Genomic DNA, 16,880 nt, shown 5'->3' on the forward strand with positions numbered 1-16,880 from the left:
CTCCTGGTGGTCCGTTCCCTTCCGGTGGCCGCGATGACCCGAGTCCTGCTCAGCTCCGCCCTGCCCTGCCTGCTCGTCATGGGCCTGGCCGGACCCGCCGTGGCCCAGGCGCCGGCCCCCGACGCCGGCCCGCGGATCATCCGGCTCGAACCCAAACCCATGGAAGGCCTGGACCGCGGCAAGGCCGTGGTGGTGAAGGGCAAGGCCGGTCCGGAAGCGCACCGCTTCCTGGTGGACGGCCTGTCGTTCATGAACCCGGTCGGCGTGGCCCTGCGGCCCGTGGACAAGGGCAACCGGGTCGAGCTGGCGATCACCAAATACGCCTGGAACAGCCCGCTGCGCCAGGGCGACACCGATGGCGACATCCTGCGCTACGGCTTCCGCACCGAGGGCGAATTCCAGATCAGCGTCACCGCACCCGAGCCCGGCACCGACTACCGGCTGATGGTATGGGTGGGCGACGAGACCAAACCCGATTTCGCGCCCGTCGTGGTCAAGGCCAGCGAGTTCGAGGGCGAAGGCGGCGGCGGGGGCTCGCTGGTGCTGTGGGTCATCGCCGGCGCCCTGGTGCTGCTGGTCGGCCTGGTCGCCTTCATCGCTTTCCGGAGGAAGTCGTCATGATCCGAATCACTCTCGGCCGCTGCCTGCTGCCCCTGCTGCTGGTGCCGGGCCTCGCCTTCGCAAGCCCCACCGGCACCGGCTGGACGGGCTTCAGCGACGGTATCGACCTCCCCGGAACGCTCGACCTTATCGACATCTTCTCCGACAGCGAGGTGCTGGATCCCGCGCGCGACGCCGACCAGTTCCTGCGCGACTGGGAAGCCCTGGACAGTGAAGAAGCCGCCTGCGGTTCCGCCTATTCCGACAGCTCCGGCCCGACCGTGCCCTCGCACTGCGCCGAGGACGAAAGCTGCAGCGAGTGTTATACCGAGGCCGTCACCGCCATCAACTTCAACCGCTACTACATCGAGCGGGCGCGCTGCATCACCGCTGCCAACATCAGGATGGCCAATTCGGCGATGGCCTTCGGCGACTCCAGCTCCGGCGTGCACGGCGTCACCGGACTGTCCTGGTCGCTGGGCGGCAAGCCGCAGATCGAGGAAGCGGTGCGCGACCTGAAGAAGACCTACACCGACAAGGCGGCGATCTACCTGCGCAACCTCGAGGGATCACTGAAGAAGCTGGGTCGCTGCGAGGCCGAGAACTATGGCGAAACCGACTGGTACCAGCGCTACGGCTGGATCTACCACAACTTCATGAAGGCCAAGTACCAGTCGGCGCCGGAGTAATCCGGGCGGTCACATCCGCTGCCCCGGCGCGTCTTCGGGATACCATGCCCCGGAGCGCGCCATGAGCACCGAAGTCCTCGAAACCCTGATCCACAGTCAGCTTCCGGCCGCCGCCCGTGGCGACCGGGACGCCTATGGCCGCATCGTCGCCGGCTGCCAGTCCACCGTCACCAGCATCGCGCTGGCCATCGTGCGCGACGTGCACGCCAGCGAGGACATCGCCCAGGAGGCTTTCCTCAGCGCCTGGCAGAACCTGCGCAAGCTCAACAATGCCGCGAGTTTCCTGCCCTGGCTGCGGCAGATCACGCGCAACCTGGCGCGCGACCATCTCCGCTCCCAATATCGCCGCGCCCCGCCGGGCGGCGACGTCGAGTCCCTGATCGCCTCGGTGGCCGATCCGCACCCGGGTCCTGCCGAACAGTTGGGCGACGCCCGGGACCACGCCATTGCCGCCGCCGTCATAGACAGCCTGCCCGAGGAATCGCGCGAAGTGCTGCTGCTGTATTACCGCGAGGGCCAGAGTTCGCGCCAGGTCGCCGGCCTGCTGGGCCTGCAGGACGCGGCGGTGCGCAAGCGCCTGTCACGGGCGCGCGAACGGGTGCGCGAGGAACTGCTGCAGCGCCTGGGCGAGTTCGCCAAATCCACCGCGCCCGGCGCCGGCTTCAGCGCCGCGGTGCTGGCGATGCTGATGGTCGGCGCTCCGCCGGCCGCCGCGGCCACCGCTTTCGGCGCCGGTGCGCTGGGTGCGGTGAATGGCGCGACCAAGCTCGGCATCGGCGCCCTCGGCGGCGCGTTCGCGGGCATCGTCGGCGGCTTGTGGGGCGTCTGGTTCGGCGTACGCAAGCTGCTGCGGCAGCCCTTCGACGAGCGCGAACGGCGCGGGGTGATGGCCTATGCGTTGTTCACCAGCGCACTCACGGTGAGCTTCAGCATCGGCATCACCCTGCTGGCCCGTGTGCCGGGCTGGATCCCGCACCTGGCGGCCTCGGTCGGATTTGCCGCGGGCATGGTGTTCGCCTGCGGCTGGTGGTTCCCGCGCATCCTCGCCCGCCGACGTGCGCACGAGTTGGCGATGGATCCGGTCGGCGCGGCCCGGCGCCAACGCCATGAGCGCCTGCTGGGACGCATCGGCGCAGCCGCGGGCCTGGTGCTGGCGAGCTGCGGCGTGGCGCTGGGCCTGTGGATGAGTGGCCGGATGGGCTGAAACCAGAATCCCCTGCTCGGGCGGGGATTCTGGTGATTGCGGAAGCGCGATCTACATCGTGTGCGTGGGCTTGTCGGCCTCGAGCGTGCCGGCCAGGAAGGTTTCGATCTTGCCCTTCACCGCTTCGGCCTCGGCGGTGTCGGCGAACTGCACGCCGATGCCTGCGCCACGATTGCCCTGCGCACCGGCCGGGGTGATCCAGACGACCTTGCCGGCCACCGGCAGGCGGTCCTTCTCCTCCATCAGCGAAAGCAGGATGAAGACCTCGTCGCCCAGCGCATAACGCTTGGTGGTGGGCACGAAGATGCCGCCCCCTTCACGAAGGGCATGTAGGCGTTGTAGAGCGCCGCCTTGTCCTTGATCGCCAGGGAAAGGATGCCCTGCCTTGCGCCTGCGCCACCGACCATCACCGTGCTCCCTGCATCGCTGAACCAATGAATAGGCTACGCCATTCCAGCAGCAGACCGGCCAGGGCCAGGTCGTGCCGCAGTACCGGCACGGCCAACTGTTCCCGTGCGCGGTTCATGCCGTCGAACCAGAGGCTGAGCTTCTGGAAATCCTCCGGCAGGGTCAAGCCCGGCGCCGGCGCGCCCGCCAGGCGGTGCGCGGCGCCGTCCAGGGCCAGTTCGGCGGCGAAACGCAGGCGCAGTTCGGCATTGTCATCGGCGAGCCAGCGCTGGGCCAACTCGACCGCCGGCTGTTTTCCCGCCGCCAGGGCATTCAGGTCCGCCACCACCTCGCGCCGCAAGCCCAGCCCGCCCTCGGCCAGCCACTGCGCGGCCAGTCCTGGATGGCCGCGGGCCGCGGCAAGCGCCGGTTCCAGCGCCTTGTCGGAATGCCCCTCGCTGCGCAGCCAGGCAACGGCCTCGGCCTGCGACGGCGGGCGGAATTCGAGCCGCTGGCAGCGGCTGCGGATGGTCGCGGGCAGTCGCCCGGGACGGTCGGTGACCAGCAGCAGGTAACGCTCGCGCGCCGGCTCTTCCAGGGTCTTGAGCAGGGCGTTCGATGCATTTAGGTTCATGGCGTCGGCCGGCGTGATCAGGGCCACCTGCGCGCCACCCAGTTGCGGCGTCAGCGAGAACCACTGGCCGAGCTCGCGCATCTGGTCCACCACCAGTTCGCTGCGCAGCTTGTCGCCCTTGTCGTTGGGAATGAAGCTGACCGGCTTGAAGTCGGGATGGGTGCCGGCCGCGAACAATTCGCAGCCACGGCAGCGGCCGCAGGCCAGGCCATCGGCGCCTGGCGTCCGGCACAGCAGGCGACGGGCGAGCAATCCGGCCACGCGCCCCTTGCCCATCGTCGGCGCGCCAGCGAACAGCAGTGCGTGGCCCAGGCGGCCTTCCCCAACGCCGCCAGGGCGCCGTCGAGCACACGCTGCTGCCAGGGCGCGAGCGCCGTCACGGGCGCGCCTGCAGCCAGTCGGCCAGCGCGGCACGCACCGCCGCCTGTACCGCCTCGGCCGGCTGGCTGGCGTCGATCACGCGGAAACGGGCGGGCTCGGCAGCAGCGCGCGCCAGGTAGACGCCGCGCACGCGTTCGAAGAAATCCTCGCGCTCGCGTTCGATCCGGTCCGGTTCGCCGCCACGCGAACGCGCCCGCGCCAGTCCCTCGGCGACGCCGACGTCCAGCAGAAAGGTGAGATCGGGCTTGATGCCGGCCGCCCAGCGTTCGAGTTCGGCGATGCGGCCCATGTCCAGGCCGCGACCGCCGCCCCTGAGAGGCATAGCTGGCATCGGTGAAACGGTCGGCAACCACCGCGGCGCCACGTGCCAGCGCCGGTCGGATCAGCTGGCGCACCAACTGGGCGCGCGCGGCGAACATCAGCAGAAGTTCGGCCTCGGGCACGACGTGGTTGGCCGGGTCCAGCAGCACGCCGCGCATGGCCTCGCCTTCCGGCGTGCCGCCGGGTTCGCGGGTCAGCACCACTTCGCGGCCATCGGCCGACAGCAGGTCGCTGAGCGTCGCGATGACGGTGGACTTGCCGGCGCCCTCGCCGCCTTCGATGCTGATTAACAGCCCGCCGCTGGAAATGCTCATCGGCAGCGCCTCAGCTGGTGGCAGGCGACGGCGCGGTTGTGTTCGGCCAGGGTGGCGGAGAACACGTGGCTGCCGTCGCCGCGGGAAACGAAGTACAGCGTGTCGCCTGGCGCCGGGTTGGCGGCGGCCATCAGCGCGGCACGGCCCGGCATCGCGATTGGCGTCGGCGGCAGGCCGGCGCGGGTGTAGGTGTTGTAGGGCGTGTCGGTGGTCAGGTCGCTGCGACGGATGTTGCCGGCGTAGGCACTGCCCATGCCGTAGATCACGGTAGGGTCGGTCTGCAGACGCATGCCGAGTTTCAGGCGGCGGCTGAACACGCCGGCGATCTCCGGACGCTCCGATACCTTGCCGGTTTCCTTCTCGATGATCGAGGCCAGGATCAGCAGCTGTTCCGGCGTCTCCAGCGGCACGTCGTCGGAACGCATGGCCCAGACGTCGGCCACGGCCTTGTCCATCGCCAGTGCGGCGCGGCGCAGCACGTCCAGGTCGGACTGGCCGCGGGTGAAGTGGTAGGTCTCGGGCAGGAAGCGGCCCTCGGGATGCTGGCCGGGGCGGTCCAGCGCCGCCATCAGGGCGGCATCGTCCAGGTCGCGCGCCTTCTGCACCAGCACCTCGTGTTTCGCCAGCGCGGCGCGCAGCTCGCGCAGGCTCCAGCCTTCGACGATGGTGAAGCGGTGCTGGATCACCTTGCCGCTCTCGAGCTTGAGCAGCAGCTCGCGCGGAGTGATGCCGTGGCGGATGGTGTAGTCGCCGACCTGCAGCCGGGAAATGACCTGCATCTCGTGCGCCAGCGCCTTCCATTCCAGGTCGCTGCCTTCCTGCACGCCCAGGGCGCGCAGTTTGCCCAGGATGTCCTGGAACCCGTCGCCGGACTCGACGCTGAGGATGCGTTCGGTGCCGGACAGCGCGATCGGCGTGCTGGCGAAGCCCTGGTAACGCTGCCAGAGCCAGCCACCGACGGCGACGCTCACCAGCAGGGTCAATGCGATCAGTGCCTTTAGCACCCGGTGCGAGGATTTTTTCGCCAAAACCTAACTCCTGGATCAAAGGCCGGCTCGGAGCGGGCCAGCCGCCGGCGCAGTTCGTCCAGCGCCGGATGCGCAGCCCAGCGACGCTCGCCCAGGCTGCCCACCGGGAGGATACCGCGCACGGCGTTGCACAGGAAAAGCGCTTCGGCCGACTCCACGTCGGCCCGCTCCAGCTCAGCCTCGGCCGCGTCGGGCACGTTCGCCAGCACCCAGGCACGCGTCACGCCGGCGACGCCGCGCCGCGACACCGGTGGCGTCAGCCAACGCCCCTGGATGCGGACGAAGACGTTGGCGGCCGTGGCGCAGGCGAGCTGGCCGGCGGTGTCGAGCATCAGGCCCTCGTGGATGCCGGGGTCCTGCCATTCCGCGCGGGCCAGCACCTGTTCCAGCCGGTTGAGGTGTTTCAGGCCGGCCAGTGCCGGCTGGATCGCCAGCCTCGTCTCGCACCAGCGCAGTCGCAGCGGCTCCACCGGCGTCGCCGGCACCGCATGCATGCTGATGACCAGGGTCGGGTCGGCCTGCGGATCGGCGGCGTAGCCACGGCCACTGGTGCCGCGCGTGAGGATCAGTTTGAGTACGGCGCGGTCAGGCGCCTTGGGCAGCAGCACGCCCAGTTCGGCCTCCAGCCATTCGCGCTGTGGCAGGCCGATGCCCAGCGTGCCGGCACCGTGCGCCAGCCGTTCCCAGTGCTGCGGCCACCACACGGCACGTCGCGCATGCACGAGCACGGTTTCGAACAGGCCGTCGCCGTAGGCCAGGCCGCGGTCGGCGGGATCCGGCGCAGGCACCCGTTCGCGGCCGCGGTAGATCACTGTCGCGAGCGCGCTCACCCGGCCGCTCCCAGCGCGCGCAGCAGGCCGCGGGCCTTGGCCCGGGTTTCGTCGAGTTCGTGCGCCGCATCGGAATCGACCACGATGCCGGCGCCGGTGCGGAACTGCAGCTCCCTGCCCTGCAGCCAGGCGCTGCGGATCAGGATGTTGAGGTCGAGATCGCCGTCGCGGTTCAGGTAACCGAGTGCGCCGGTGTAGGGGCCGCGTCCTTCGCCCTCGAGCTCGGCGATGATCTCCATGCAACGGACCTTCGGTGCGCCGGTGATCGTGCCGCCGGGGAACACGGCGCGGATGACATCGCCGGGCGTCACGCCGTCGCGCAGTTGGCCGCCGACGTTGGAGACGATGTGGTGCACGTGCGCGTAGCTCTCAACCGTCATCAGCTCGTCCACGCGCACGCTGCCGGGTTTGCAGACACGGCCCAGGTCGTTGCGCTCGAGGTCGATCAGCATCACGTGTTCGGCGCGCTCCTTCGGGTTGCCGACCAGGTCGCGGATGCGCGCGGCTTCGTCGTCGCCGGGAAAGCGTGGCCGGGTGCCGGCGATCGGCCGGGTTTCGGCACGGCGACCGCGTACCGAAACCAGCCGTTCCGGCGAGGAACTGAGCAGGGCCGCGTCACCGTGGCGCAGCAGGCCGGCGAATGGAGCGGGATTGGCCTTCCGCAGTTGCTCGTAAACGGCGGCGGGATCGGGAGCGCGGTCGAATTCCGCGCGCCAGGCGCGCGAGAGGTTGACCTGGAACACGTCGCCGGCGCGCAGGTAGTCGTGGATTCGGGCCACGCCGTCCAGGAAACGCTGCGGCGGGTCTTCGTGCAGGCGCGGCGGAGAAAACGAGGGAACTCCGGCCGGGCCGACCGCCGAAAGACGCCCGATCTCTTCAAGCCAGTGTCCGCCCCCGGCTCTGCGATCGCCAGCACGCGTCCGCTGTCGCGGTCGCGCAGGACGGCGGCGGGCGCGCGCAGGGCCAGGGCCACCGGCAACGTACCGGGGGCCGCGGTAAGCCGCAGGCCGGGCTCGACCTGGCCCGCGAGTTCATAAGCCAGGAACAGGGCCCAACCGCCGCGGAAAGGAAATCCTGCGTCGGCATGCGGCAGCGTCGCATAAAGCCAGTCGGCGTCCAGCGCCGCCAGGAAATCGGCGCCGGCATCGCTTCCGTCCAGCCGGCGCACCCGGCCATCGGTGTCGAGCCGCAGGCCGTCGCCATCGCCCAGCAGCAGCAGGTCCCAGCGCGACAGCGCATTGCCGCCGGCGACGCTTTCCAGCAGCAGCGGAAAACGCGCCGGGTCGGCGGACTGCATCCGCAGCAGGTCGGTGCCGGGAGCCAGCTCGCGGGTCAGCATCGCGGCATGGCCCCGGGGTTCGATCAGATCGTCCGGAACACCAGGGTGCCGTTGGTGCCGCCGAAGCCGAAGCCGTTGGACACGGCGACCTCGACCTTCTTCTGGCGTGCGACGTTGGGCACGTAGTCCAGGTCGCAGCCCTCGCCCGGGTTATCGAGGTTGATCGTCGGCGGGATCACGCCGGTGTGCAGGGCCATCACCGAGAACACCGCTTCGACGCCGCCTGCGGCGCCCAGCAGGTGGCCGGTCATGGATTTGGTCGAGCTGACCATCATGTCGCGGGCGTGGTCGCCGAACGCGGCCTTGATCGCCATCGTCTCGCCCAGGTCACCCAGCGGCGTCGAAGTGCCGTGCGCGTTGAGGTAGCCGACCTGCTCGGCATTGACGCCGGCGTCCTTGAGCGCCGCGCGCATGCAGCGCGCCGCGCCGTCGCCGTTCTCGCTGGGCGCGGTCATGTGGAAGGCGTCGGAGCTGGCGCCGAAGCCGGCCAGCTCGCAGTAGATGCGGGCGCCGCGGGCCTTGGCGTGCTCGTACTCCTCGAGGATGAGGATGCCGGCGCCGTCGCCGAGCACGAAACCGTCGCGGTCCTTGTCCCAGGGGCGGGAGGCGCGGAGCGGATCGTCGTTGCGGGTGGACATGGCCTTCATCGAACAGAAGCCGCCCACCGAGGTCGGGGTGCAGCCGTGTTCGGCGCCGCCGGCGACCATGATGTCGGCATCGCCGTACTGGATCATGCGCATGGCGATGCCGATGGAATGGTTGGAGGTGGCGCAGGCCGAGACGGCCGAGAAGTTCGGGCCCTTGATGCCCTTCATGATCGTCAGCTGGCCCGGCAACATGTTGATGATGGTGCTGGGCACGTAGAAGGGCGAGATCTTGCGCGGGCCGCCCTCGTGCAGGGCGATCGCGGTCTCCTCGATGCCACGCACGCCGCCGATGCCGGCGCCGATGATGGCGCCGATGCGTTCGGCATTGGCGTCGGTCACTTCCAGCCCGGCGTCGTCCATCGCCTGGAAACAGGCGGCGAGGCCGTAGTGGATGAAGGTGTCCATCTTCTTGACGTCTTTCGGCGGCAGGAAGGACTTGGCGTCGAAATCGCGCACTTCGCCGGCGATGCGGGTGGCGTAGGCCGACGCGTCGAAATGGGTGATGGGGCCGATGCCGCAGCGGCCGGCCTGGATGCTGTCCCAGGCGGCGGCCAGGGTGTTGCCGATGGGCGAGACGATGCCCATACCGGTGACGACGACGCGACGGTGGCTCATGGTCAACTCCGCTGAATTCTGTCCGCGCGGCCGATCCGCGCATGCGCCGGAGTATCGCTCCGGCGCCTGAAACGCGCAGGGCCGCGCAAGCGCGGCCCCGGCGTCACAACCGTCAGGCGATCAAGCCTTGACGTGGGCCTTGATGTAATCGATGGCCTGCTGGACCGAGGTGATCTTCTCAGCCTCTTCGTCCGGGATTTCGCACTCGAACTCTTCTTCGAGGGCCATGACCAGCTCGACGGTGTCCAGCGAGTCGGCGCCGAGGTCGTCCACGAACGAGGCGTTCACGGTGACTTCTTCTTCCTTCACGCCCAACTGCTCGATGACGATTTTCTTGACGCGTTCTTCGATGCTGCTCATGGATCTTTCTCCTCCCGGAGGGATGTTTGCGGGCGCATTGTAATCAAATGGCGGCCGCGGCGGGCGCCGGTCGCGCCGCGGTCTGGATGGGGTGGCGGGATTCTAGCGCAAATCCTGCCAAAGCAAGGGCTTAGGGCATGTACATGCCGCCGTTGACGTGCAGGGTCTCGCCGGTGATGTAGGCCGCCGACGGGCCGGCCAGGAAGGCCACCGCCCTGGCGATGTCCGAGGGCTCGCCCAGGCGGCCCAGGGCGATCTGGCCGACCAGGGCCTCGCGTGAGGCTTCCGGCAGGTCCTTGGTCATGTCGGTCTGGATGAAACCCGGCGCCACCACGTTGACGGTGACGCCGCGGCTGCCGATTTCCTTGGCCAGCGACTTGCTGAAGGCGATGATGCCGGCCTTGGCCGCCGCGTAGTTGGCCTGGCCGGCGTTTCCGGTGACGCCGATCACCGAGGCGATGTTGATGATGCGGCCCTTGCGCGCCTTCATCATGCCGCGCATCACGGCCTTGGACGTGCGGTAGACCGAGCTGAGGTTGGTGTCGAGGATGGCCTGCCAGTCCTCGTCCTTCATGCGCATCAGCAGGTTGTCGCGGGTGATGCCGGCGTTGTTGACCAGGATCGAGACCGGGCCGAAGCTCTTGCCGATCTCCTCGATCACCGCCTCGACCTCGGCGCTGCTGGCGACGTCGAGCTTGCGCCCCGCCCCGCCCTTCGGCGCCAGGCGTTCGCCGATGGCGGCGGCGCCGGAGTCGCTGGTGGCGGTGCCGATGACCGTGGCGCCGAGCGCCGCCAGTTCGTCGGCGATGGCGGCACCGATGCCACGACTGGCGCCGGTGACCAGGACGATTTCGCCTTTCAGTACGTCGCTCATCGTTTTCCTTTCCGGGAATGCTCAGTTCTTCCACTCGGCCAGCGCGGCCTCGAAATCGGCCGGTGCGCCCAGTGCGCGTGCGTCCAGTGACTTGTCGATGCGCTTGACCAGGCCGGCCAGCACCTTGCCCGGGCCGCATTCGGCGACGTGCGTGACGCCGCGCGCGGCCAGCGCCTGCACGCAGTCGGTCCAGCGCACCGGCAGGTAGAGCTGGCGCACCAGCGCGTCGCGGATCGATTGCACGCCCTCGTGCACTTCGCCGTCGACGTTCTGCACGACCGGCAGCGCGGGTTCGCGCCAGGCCATCGCATTCATCACTTCGCTCAGGCGGTTCGCGGCTTCGCGCATCAGCGGCGTGTGCGAAGGCACCGACACCGCGAGCTTCACCGTCTTGCGCACGCCGCGCGCGGCCAGTTCGGCCAGGGCACGGTCGACCGCCGCGGCACTGCCGCCGATGACGATCTGGCCGGGCGAGTTGTAGTTCGCCGGCACCACCACCTCGTCGCCGGCGACGGCGGCACAGACCTCGGCGACCAGAGCGTCTTCGGCGCCGAGCACGGCGGCCATCGCGCCGGTGCCGGCCGGCACCGCCAGCTGCATCAGGCGACCGCGTTCGCGCACGAGCTTCGCGCCATCGGCCAGGCTGATCGAACCGGCCGCCACCAGCGCGGCGTATTCGCCCAGGCTGTGTCCGGCCAGCAGGGTCGGCTGCGTGCCGCCCTGCGCCTGCCAGGCGCGCCATACGGCGACACCCGCGGCCAACAGGGCCGGCTGGGTGAACTCGGTCTGGTTGAGCTGCGCTTCCGGCCCCTGCTGGGACAAGACCCAGAGGTCGACGCCGGCGCCTTCCGAAGCCTCGGCGAAACTCTCGCGCACCTGCGGATGCGCCGCGGCGAGATCGGCGAGCATGCCAAGGGACTGCGAGCCCTGGCCGGGAATACGAAGGCGATGCGCTGGCTCATCGGGAGTCCGGTTGGCGGAACGGGGCGAATGATACGCGAGCGAAGCGGCGTGGCGTCTGTACCGAAGCGTAGGGTCAGCGGGTGGCCCGATGCAGACTGTGCAGTGCGTCACCCACCGCGCGCGCGCGTTCGCCGAACGGCCGCGTGAGCGGCGCGAGCCAGGCCAGCCGGCGCGCGGTAAGCGAGACCTCGCGCCGGGTTTCCGCCGACTCGCGCCCGAGGTGGGCGACCAGCAACTGCGCATGCCCGCCCGGCAGGTCGGTGAGGAAACGGGCGGTGGAGTGCGCGTAGAACAGCACATCGCGCGCCTGCGCCGCCGGCAGCGACATCATCGTCGCCGGATCCTCCTCAAGGTCGATGAAGCCGATGCGGCCATCGCGCAGGGTGAGGTTGCGCGCAAAGGCCTGGCTCAGGTAACCGCCGCGCACGTGCAGATCGTGCAGCGCGTCCAGCCCGAGCGACACCAGCGCTTGGCGACGGTGCGCATCGGGTTCGTGCCGGCAGGTTTCGGCAAGGGTCGGGCCGAGGTCGGACAGCAGAAGCTCGCGTTCGCCCACTTCGAGGATGCGTGGAACATGCGCTCCGAGCACCGCCAGCCGCCGGATCATCGCCTGCTCGGTGCGGCAGGCCAGTTCGGGACTCAGCGGGATCGGCGCCAGCAGCGCATTGGCGCCGAGCCGGCGCGCGAGCCAGCGCAGCGCGGCCACGCGGCGGCGATGGCCGCCGTCGGCATAGGTCTTGCGCCACGCCACCCCCTCAGGCGCATCGGCGACCCGCTGGACTCGCGTCTGCGCCACGGCCGATCAATAGCGGATGAGCGCCGAACCCCAGGTGAAACCGCCGCCGAAGGCCTCCAGCAGCAGCAACTGGCCGCGCTGCACCTTGCCCGAGCGGACGGCTTCGTCCAGCGCCAGGGGCACCGAGCCGGACGAGGTGTTGCCGTGCTTGTGCACGGTGACGATGACGCGGTCCATCGGCATGTCCAGGCGCTTGGCCGTGGCCTCGATGATGCGCAGGTTGGCCTGGTGCGGGATCAGCCAATCGAGGTCGTGCTTGTCCAGGCCGTTGGCCGCGAGCGCTTCGTCCACGACGGCATCGAGCGCCTTGACGGCATGCTTGAAGACCTCGTTGCCGGTCATCAGCACACGCACGCCGGCGTTTTTCTCTTCCGGCTTGAAGCCGACGGAAACGCCGACCGGGTTGTACAGCAGTTCCTTCTTGCCGCCGTCGGCGTGCAGGTGGGTCGACAGGATGCCGGCTTCGGCATCGGCCTTGAGCACCACCGCGCCGGCACCGTCGCCGAACAGCACGCAGGTGTTGCGGTCGGACCAGTCCAGCATGCGGGTCAGGGTTTCCGCGCCGACGACCAGCACCGTCTTCGCGTTGCCCGCCCGGATGAAGTTGTCGGCCACGCTCATCGCGAAGATGAAACCCGAGCACGCGGCGTTGACGTCGAACGCGGCGCAGCCGTTGGCACCGATGCGGTGCTGCAGCAGGCAGGCGGTGGACGGGAAGATGAGGTCGGGCGTGGTGGTGCCGACTATGATCAGGTCGAGCTCGGCGGCGGTGACGCCGGCGGCTTCCATGGCGGCGATCGCGGCGCGCTCGGCCAGGTCGCAGGTGGTCTCGCCCTCGGCCACGACGTGGCGCTGGCGGATTCCGGTGCGGCTGGTGATCCATTCGTCGCTGGTTTCGACGAACTGCTCCAGGTCCTTGTTGGTCAGGATCTTGGCCGGCAGGGCACTGCCGGTGCCGGCGATACGCGAATACACGGCCATCGTCTTTCCTCTCAGCGACGCGCCCCGCCGGCCCGGGCGGCCATGGCGGAGGGGAACACCAGAAACGCACGCGGCGGGACCAGGCCCGCCGCGTCCAGCATAAATCCGTTTCGCCCCCTGGGGGCGAAGGCCGGACTCAGTCTTCGGCGACCGCCGACGACTTCACGTCGATGACCTTCTTGCCACGGTAGTAGCCGTCCTTGGTCACGTGGTGGCGGATGTGGGTCTCGCCCGAGGTCGGGTCGGTGGCCAGCTGCTTGGCGGTGAGGGCGTCGTGCGAGCGGCGCTGGCCGCGGCGGGACGGGGTGACGCGGGACTTCTGGACGGCCATGGTCTATCTCCAACTACTTCTTCGGTGCCTTCAACGCGGCGAGCGCGGCGAAAGGGTTCGGTTTCACTTCTTCTTCCTCGATGTCGGCGGGCCATTCGGCCGTGACCTCCATCGAGCGCGGATCGATCGGTACCACCGGGATGGCGAGGATCAGTTCGTCCTCCACCAGCTCGGCCGGGTGCAGCTCGCCGTGGGCATCCAGCAGGATCGGCTCCATGCCCTCCGGCAGCGCGGCTTCCTGCGCTTCGTCGGTGATCAGGCCGAGGCGCTGGACCAGCTGGACCGGATGCAGGAAACGTTCCAGCGTCCGTTGGCACTGCAGCGGCAACTCGGCTTCCAACCGGATCTCGACATAACGCAGGTCGAGCGAATCGCGGCCGAACTCCATCTCGTAGCGGCAGTCACCCTCGGCGTCCATCAGGCCCTCGCGCAGCCGGGTCATCCCGGACAGCGGCAGGCGGCCTTCGAAACGCCGCTTGGCCGCGACCATGCGCCAGGCATCGAGCACAGGGGGCAGGGACGCGGACATAAGCGCGAAATGATAGGGCCGGGGCCGGGTCATGTCAAACCTAAGCCTTTGCGTCCGCTGGGGTTTGCCGCCCCGTCGGGGCCTGGTGCAGACTGCCGCCAGCCTTTCGGACCCCATCATGCCCACCGCCCTGACGATCGCCGGCCTGGCCGCCCTGGCCCTGGCCCTTTACCTGTTGGCCTCGATCCTGCGCGCCCGGCGCCGTGACCGCAGCCTGATCCGCCTGCTGGACCTGGCCGACGCCATGCAGGCCCTGCTCGACCGCAGCCAGGAGCGCATGGCCGCGATGCAGGCCGTGGTCGGGCGGGTCCCGGCCGACATCGCTGCGGTGGCCCATGCCTCGCTGGATGGCACCCAGCCCATCCTGGACGCCAAGCGCGACGTGCTGCAGCACCGGCTCTGGATCCAGAAACACGGGCAAAGCGCCAGCCAGCGCGAGCTGGACACCGCCTGCGCCGCCCTGGACCGCGCCCGCAGCCGCCTGGCGGCCCAGTTGGACGAGCTGGAACGCGCCGGCGCCGAGCTGGCCCAGGCCACCGAGGCCAGTGCCGAGGCGGCCAGACGGGAACCGGCCACGCTGCGGCGGGATCCGGGGCCGACGTGAACCCCCTGATCCTGGCCTCGACCTCACGCTACCGGCGTGAGCTGCTGGGCCGGCTGGGCCTGGCCTTCGACACAGACCGCCCGGAGGTGGATGAAGCCGCCCTGCACGGCGAAACCCCGGCCGGACTGGCAACCCGCCTGGCCGAAGCCAAGGCCCGGGCCGTGGCCGTGCGTCACCCCGGCGCCTGGATCATCGGTTCCGACCAGGTGGCGGACCGTGACGGCCAACTGCTGGGCAAACCCGGCGACCGCGATGCCGCCCTCGCCCAACTGCTGGCGGCCTCGGGCCGCAGCGTGCGATTCCACACCGCCTGGTGCCTGCTGGGGCCGGAAGGGCAACGCCTGGCCGGGCAGGACCTGACCGAAGTGCGGTTCCGGGAACTGGAGCGCGACGGGATCCTGCGCTACCTCGAGATCGAACAGCCCTACGACTGCGCCGGCAGCTTCAAGTGCGAGGGCCTGGGCATCGTGCTGTTCGAAGCCATCCACAGCCAGGACCCGACGGCCCTCGTCGGCCTGCCGCTGATCGCGCTGTCGCAGGCGCTGCGCGTGGCCGGGTTCCGGCTGCCCTGAACCATCCGGTCCGGGCTATTCGATCCGGACCGGCTGTTCGGGCCAGGGCTCGATGCTGCCGTCCTTTCCGTAGACCACCAGCCCCAGCCAGACGATGCCCGGCGCGCGATCCGTCAGATCGATGTCGGCGCGCAAGCCGACGCCAACGTCAGATTCTTCCTGCGCGAGTCCCCAGTAGTTCAGCACGTCGGCCCGCGGCAGCCCGTATTCGGCCTCGACCACCTCGACACCGTCCAGCGTGACCGCGACACGGGAGACACCGACGCCGGGTTTCATCGCCCAGCCTTCCAGGGTTCGCCGCTTCGTACCACGCAGTCCCGGATCGAGCACGTCCACCCAGGCCATCGCCGGAATGGAGCAACCGCTTCGCTGCGGATCCGGCTGGAAGCGCAGGAAACGCTTGCGGCCGTGGTCCACGTTGAGAACTTGCGGCACGGGCAGGTGACCGGCTTTCGCGCACAGCCCGCGATAACCCTCCAGGCGCCGCTTGAGCGGACGCGCCGTGTCTTCGACCACCAGCAGCACCGGACCCTCGCCCCAGTCGGCGCGGCCCGCGCTCGACAGGCCCCAGTCCGACAGCTGCGCGGCACGGCCGTGCTTGTGGTTCAGCGGATGGTCCAGTACGACGATGTCGTCGCGATCAAGCGCCAGCGACAGCTGCGCACCGAGCATGAAATTGTCCGCCACGATGCGGGTGTCCGCCGGCATCGTCGCCAGGTCCGCGCGCACGGCCACGGCCACTTCCTGCCAGCCGGAGAAGTTGTCGGCGTAGGCCTTGCCGCCCGCCAGCCACGCCCGCCCCTGCGGCAGCGCGAGCACGGCGAAATAAGCCAGCAGCGCGACCAGTCCCGCCGCGGCGACCGCATGCACGGCGAGCCGCGCCCCGGCCGCCACGACACCAGCACGACCGGTGCCGCACAGACCAAGGCCAACCAGCCCGCCAGCGGCCAATGGAAACTCACGCGCTCGCTGTCGGCGAAAAACCGAGCAGGAAATACCCCAGCACCGACACCGACGCCGTGCCCAGCAGCAGCGGCCAGGCTTCCTGCGCTCCCGCGCGCCGGCGCCAGCTTTCGCGGAACGTCGCCAGCAGCAGCAGGAACAACGCAGGCGTCACCGCCACCGCCTGCACCAGCGGCCACCAGAAACCATCCAGGTGCGGATTCCACGGGTGGCGGTCCACCAGCTGGAACTCCAGGCCGGCACCCGCGTGCCCCTGGTTCCATGCCAGCAATGGCCACCAGGCCGCTGCGCCGACAGCCACCACCAGCCACAAACCGGGTTCGCGCAGCAGCGCGCGTCCACGCGGCACGCACAACAGGCCCGCCGCACCCGCCACCACCACCAGCGCGAAGCGGTAGTGCGCGAACGCGCCCAGTGCCAGTCCCAGCGCCAGCTGCAGCAGCGCGCCGGGACCGACCCGGCGCAGCAGCGCCGCGAACGCATCCAGGCACAGCAGCGCCGCGAACAGCATCGGCACGTCGGGCAGCGCCAGCACGCCCATCATCCCCGACAGTGGCAACAGCAGCGCCAGCAACCCCGCCTGCCAGCCGGCCTCGTCGCCGAACCAGCGCCGCGCGATGCGCACCACCAGCCAGGGCAGCACCGCGCCCAGCAGCAGGAAGGGCAAGCGCACCGCGAAGATGTTCTGCCCGCCGATCTCGGTGCCCAGCCGGATCAGCCAGGCGGTCAAACCAGGCAGGTCGGAATAGGCCCAGGCCAGGCGCCGGCTCTCGAGCGCGTAGAAAGCCTCGTCGCCAAACGGCTGCAGCGACAGCGCCAGCCACAGTTTCGCCAACAGCAGCAGCGCCCAGGCGGCGATGAACTTCACGCGCACGGAACTCAGGGGCATGCCAGCATCCGGGAGGGTTATCCTTCTTC

The 16,880-nt window shown here is 69.7% G+C and carries 17 protein-coding genes and 4 pseudogenes; 5 read left to right on the forward strand and 16 right to left on the reverse strand.

Annotated features, from left to right (window positions below; translation table 11 throughout):
- The first annotated feature begins 33 nt into the window (after positions 1 to 33).
- The 3 genes from FRZ33_RS12770 (at position 34) to FRZ33_RS12775 (ending at position 2,493) form a co-directional block, all read left to right on the forward strand.
- A complete protein-coding gene (locus FRZ33_RS12770) occupies positions 34 to 621 on the forward strand; it encodes a hypothetical protein (RefSeq protein WP_158637229.1) in 588 nt (195 codons plus the stop codon).
- Complete coding sequence (locus tag FRZ33_RS15535) at positions 618 to 1,289, forward strand: hypothetical protein (RefSeq protein ID WP_174754924.1); 672 nt, start codon at positions 618 to 620, stop codon at positions 1,287 to 1,289. Before FRZ33_RS12770 ends, FRZ33_RS15535 begins: the two co-directional genes overlap by 4 nt.
- Before the next feature lie 61 nt (positions 1,290 to 1,350).
- Positions 1,351 to 2,493 carry an RNA polymerase sigma factor gene (locus tag FRZ33_RS12775; protein ID WP_146910070.1) on the forward strand — a complete coding sequence of 381 codons (1,143 nt, stop codon included), beginning with the start codon at positions 1,351 to 1,353 and terminating at the stop codon, positions 2,491 to 2,493.
- Between the two features lie 51 nt (positions 2,494 to 2,544).
- Here the strand turns inward: FRZ33_RS12775 and FRZ33_RS12780 are convergent.
- The 14 genes and pseudogenes from FRZ33_RS12780 to FRZ33_RS12840 form a co-directional block, all read right to left on the reverse strand.
- Positions 2,545 to 2,900: pseudogene (locus tag FRZ33_RS12780) on the reverse strand (PilZ domain-containing protein).
- A pseudogene (locus FRZ33_RS12785) lies at positions 2,900 to 3,894 on the reverse strand (DNA polymerase III subunit delta'). Before FRZ33_RS12785 ends, FRZ33_RS12780 begins: the two co-directional pseudogenes overlap by 1 nt.
- Positions 3,891 to 4,530, reverse strand: a pseudogene (gene tmk / locus FRZ33_RS12790) (dTMP kinase). Before tmk ends, FRZ33_RS12785 begins: the two co-directional pseudogenes overlap by 4 nt.
- A complete protein-coding gene (gene mltG, locus FRZ33_RS12795; protein WP_227977882.1) occupies positions 4,527 to 5,558 on the reverse strand; it encodes an endolytic transglycosylase MltG in 1,032 nt (343 codons plus the stop codon). The pseudogene tmk and the gene mltG overlap by 4 nt, the downstream one beginning before the upstream one ends.
- Positions 5,528 to 6,388 (reverse strand): aminodeoxychorismate lyase, encoded by an 861-nt coding sequence (gene pabC / locus FRZ33_RS12800; RefSeq protein WP_146910071.1) that lies wholly within the window; start codon positions 6,386 to 6,388, stop codon positions 5,528 to 5,530. Before pabC ends, mltG begins: the two co-directional genes overlap by 31 nt.
- Positions 6,385 to 7,727 (reverse strand): annotated as a pseudogene (locus FRZ33_RS12805) (aminodeoxychorismate synthase component I). The gene pabC and the pseudogene FRZ33_RS12805 overlap by 4 nt, the downstream one beginning before the upstream one ends.
- Before the next feature lie 23 nt (positions 7,728 to 7,750).
- On the reverse strand, positions 7,751 to 8,989 hold the full coding sequence (gene fabF / locus FRZ33_RS12810; protein WP_146910073.1) for a beta-ketoacyl-ACP synthase II: 1,239 nt from the start codon (positions 8,987 to 8,989) through the stop codon (positions 7,751 to 7,753).
- Between the two features lie 120 nt (positions 8,990 to 9,109).
- Positions 9,110 to 9,349: an acyl carrier protein gene (gene acpP / locus FRZ33_RS12815; RefSeq protein ID WP_034210536.1), complete on the reverse strand. Its 240-nt coding sequence runs from the start codon at positions 9,347 to 9,349 to the stop codon at positions 9,110 to 9,112.
- 130 nt (positions 9,350 to 9,479) lie between these two features.
- Positions 9,480 to 10,223 (reverse strand): 3-oxoacyl-ACP reductase FabG, encoded by a 744-nt coding sequence (gene fabG, locus FRZ33_RS12820; RefSeq protein WP_146910075.1) that lies wholly within the window; start codon positions 10,221 to 10,223, stop codon positions 9,480 to 9,482.
- Positions 10,224 to 10,244: 21 nt separating this feature from the next.
- On the reverse strand, positions 10,245 to 11,162 hold the full coding sequence (gene fabD / locus FRZ33_RS12825) for an ACP S-malonyltransferase (RefSeq protein WP_227978351.1): 918 nt from the start codon (positions 11,160 to 11,162) through the stop codon (positions 10,245 to 10,247).
- Between the two features lie 97 nt (positions 11,163 to 11,259).
- Positions 11,260 to 11,982 carry a BUD32 family EKC/KEOPS complex subunit gene (locus tag FRZ33_RS16460; RefSeq protein WP_227977885.1) on the reverse strand — a complete coding sequence of 241 codons (723 nt, stop codon included), beginning with the start codon at positions 11,980 to 11,982 and terminating at the stop codon, positions 11,260 to 11,262.
- 6 nt (positions 11,983 to 11,988) lie between these two features.
- Positions 11,989 to 12,963: a beta-ketoacyl-ACP synthase III gene (locus tag FRZ33_RS12830; protein ID WP_146910079.1), complete on the reverse strand. Its 975-nt coding sequence runs from the start codon at positions 12,961 to 12,963 to the stop codon at positions 11,989 to 11,991.
- Positions 12,964 to 13,099: 136 nt separating this feature from the next.
- A complete protein-coding gene (rpmF, locus tag FRZ33_RS12835; protein WP_146910081.1) occupies positions 13,100 to 13,294 on the reverse strand; it encodes a 50S ribosomal protein L32 in 195 nt (64 codons plus the stop codon).
- Between the two features lie 13 nt (positions 13,295 to 13,307).
- Positions 13,308 to 13,823 (reverse strand): YceD family protein, encoded by a 516-nt coding sequence (locus tag FRZ33_RS12840; protein WP_146910083.1) that lies wholly within the window; start codon positions 13,821 to 13,823, stop codon positions 13,308 to 13,310.
- A 118-nt stretch (positions 13,824 to 13,941) separates the two neighbouring features.
- Between FRZ33_RS12840 and FRZ33_RS12845 the strand changes: the two genes are divergently transcribed.
- Together FRZ33_RS12845 and FRZ33_RS12850 are read left to right on the forward strand one after the other, a co-directional pair.
- Positions 13,942 to 14,427, forward strand: a complete 486-nt coding sequence (locus FRZ33_RS12845) for a hypothetical protein (RefSeq protein ID WP_146910085.1) — start codon at positions 13,942 to 13,944, stop codon at positions 14,425 to 14,427.
- Positions 14,424 to 14,999, forward strand: a complete 576-nt coding sequence (locus FRZ33_RS12850; RefSeq protein ID WP_146910086.1) for a Maf family protein — start codon at positions 14,424 to 14,426, stop codon at positions 14,997 to 14,999. Before FRZ33_RS12845 ends, FRZ33_RS12850 begins: the two co-directional genes overlap by 4 nt.
- A gap of 15 nt (positions 15,000 to 15,014) precedes the next feature.
- On the opposite strand, the gene FRZ33_RS12855 is transcribed toward FRZ33_RS12850, so the two are convergent.
- Both FRZ33_RS12855 and FRZ33_RS12860 read right to left on the reverse strand, forming a co-directional pair.
- Complete coding sequence (locus FRZ33_RS12855; RefSeq protein ID WP_146910088.1) at positions 15,015 to 15,893, reverse strand: hypothetical protein; 879 nt, start codon at positions 15,891 to 15,893, stop codon at positions 15,015 to 15,017.
- A 64-nt stretch (positions 15,894 to 15,957) separates the two neighbouring features.
- Positions 15,958 to 16,851 carry a glycosyltransferase family 39 protein gene (locus FRZ33_RS12860; RefSeq protein WP_146910090.1) on the reverse strand — a complete coding sequence of 298 codons (894 nt, stop codon included), beginning with the start codon at positions 16,849 to 16,851 and terminating at the stop codon, positions 15,958 to 15,960.
- Positions 16,852 to 16,880 lie beyond the last annotated feature (29 nt).

The sequence above is a fragment of the Arenimonas daejeonensis genome, assembly GCF_007993735.1.
GTDB classification, from domain to species: Bacteria; Pseudomonadota; Gammaproteobacteria; order Xanthomonadales; family Xanthomonadaceae; genus Arenimonas; species Arenimonas daejeonensis.

Bases quoted from the DNA above. Each gene is read 5' to 3' on its own strand.
- FRZ33_RS12770 (WP_158637229.1), top strand. From the start codon at position 34: ATGACCCGAGTCCTGCTCAGCTCCGCCCTGCCCTGCCTGCTCGTCATG.
- FRZ33_RS15535 (WP_174754924.1), top strand. From the start codon at position 618: ATGATCCGAATCACTCTCGGCCGCTGCCTGCTGCCCCTGCTGCTGGTG.
- FRZ33_RS12775 (WP_146910070.1), top strand. From the start codon at position 1,351: ATGAGCACCGAAGTCCTCGAAACCCTGATCCACAGTCAGCTTCCGGCC.
- fabF (WP_146910073.1), bottom strand. From the start codon at position 8,989: ATGAGCCACCGTCGCGTCGTCGTCACCGGTATGGGCATCGTCTCGCCC.
- acpP (WP_034210536.1), bottom strand. From the start codon at position 9,349: ATGAGCAGCATCGAAGAACGCGTCAAGAAAATCGTCATCGAGCAGTTG.
- fabG (WP_146910075.1), bottom strand. From the start codon at position 10,223: ATGAGCGACGTACTGAAAGGCGAAATCGTCCTGGTCACCGGCGCCAGT.
- FRZ33_RS12830 (WP_146910079.1), bottom strand. From the start codon at position 12,963: ATGGCCGTGTATTCGCGTATCGCCGGCACCGGCAGTGCCCTGCCGGCC.
- rpmF (WP_146910081.1), bottom strand. From the start codon at position 13,294: ATGGCCGTCCAGAAGTCCCGCGTCACCCCGTCCCGCCGCGGCCAGCGC.
- FRZ33_RS12840 (WP_146910083.1), bottom strand. From the start codon at position 13,823: ATGTCCGCGTCCCTGCCCCCTGTGCTCGATGCCTGGCGCATGGTCGCG.
- FRZ33_RS12845 (WP_146910085.1), top strand. From the start codon at position 13,942: ATGCCCACCGCCCTGACGATCGCCGGCCTGGCCGCCCTGGCCCTGGCC.
- FRZ33_RS12860 (WP_146910090.1), bottom strand. From the start codon at position 16,851: ATGCCCCTGAGTTCCGTGCGCGTGAAGTTCATCGCCGCCTGGGCGCTG.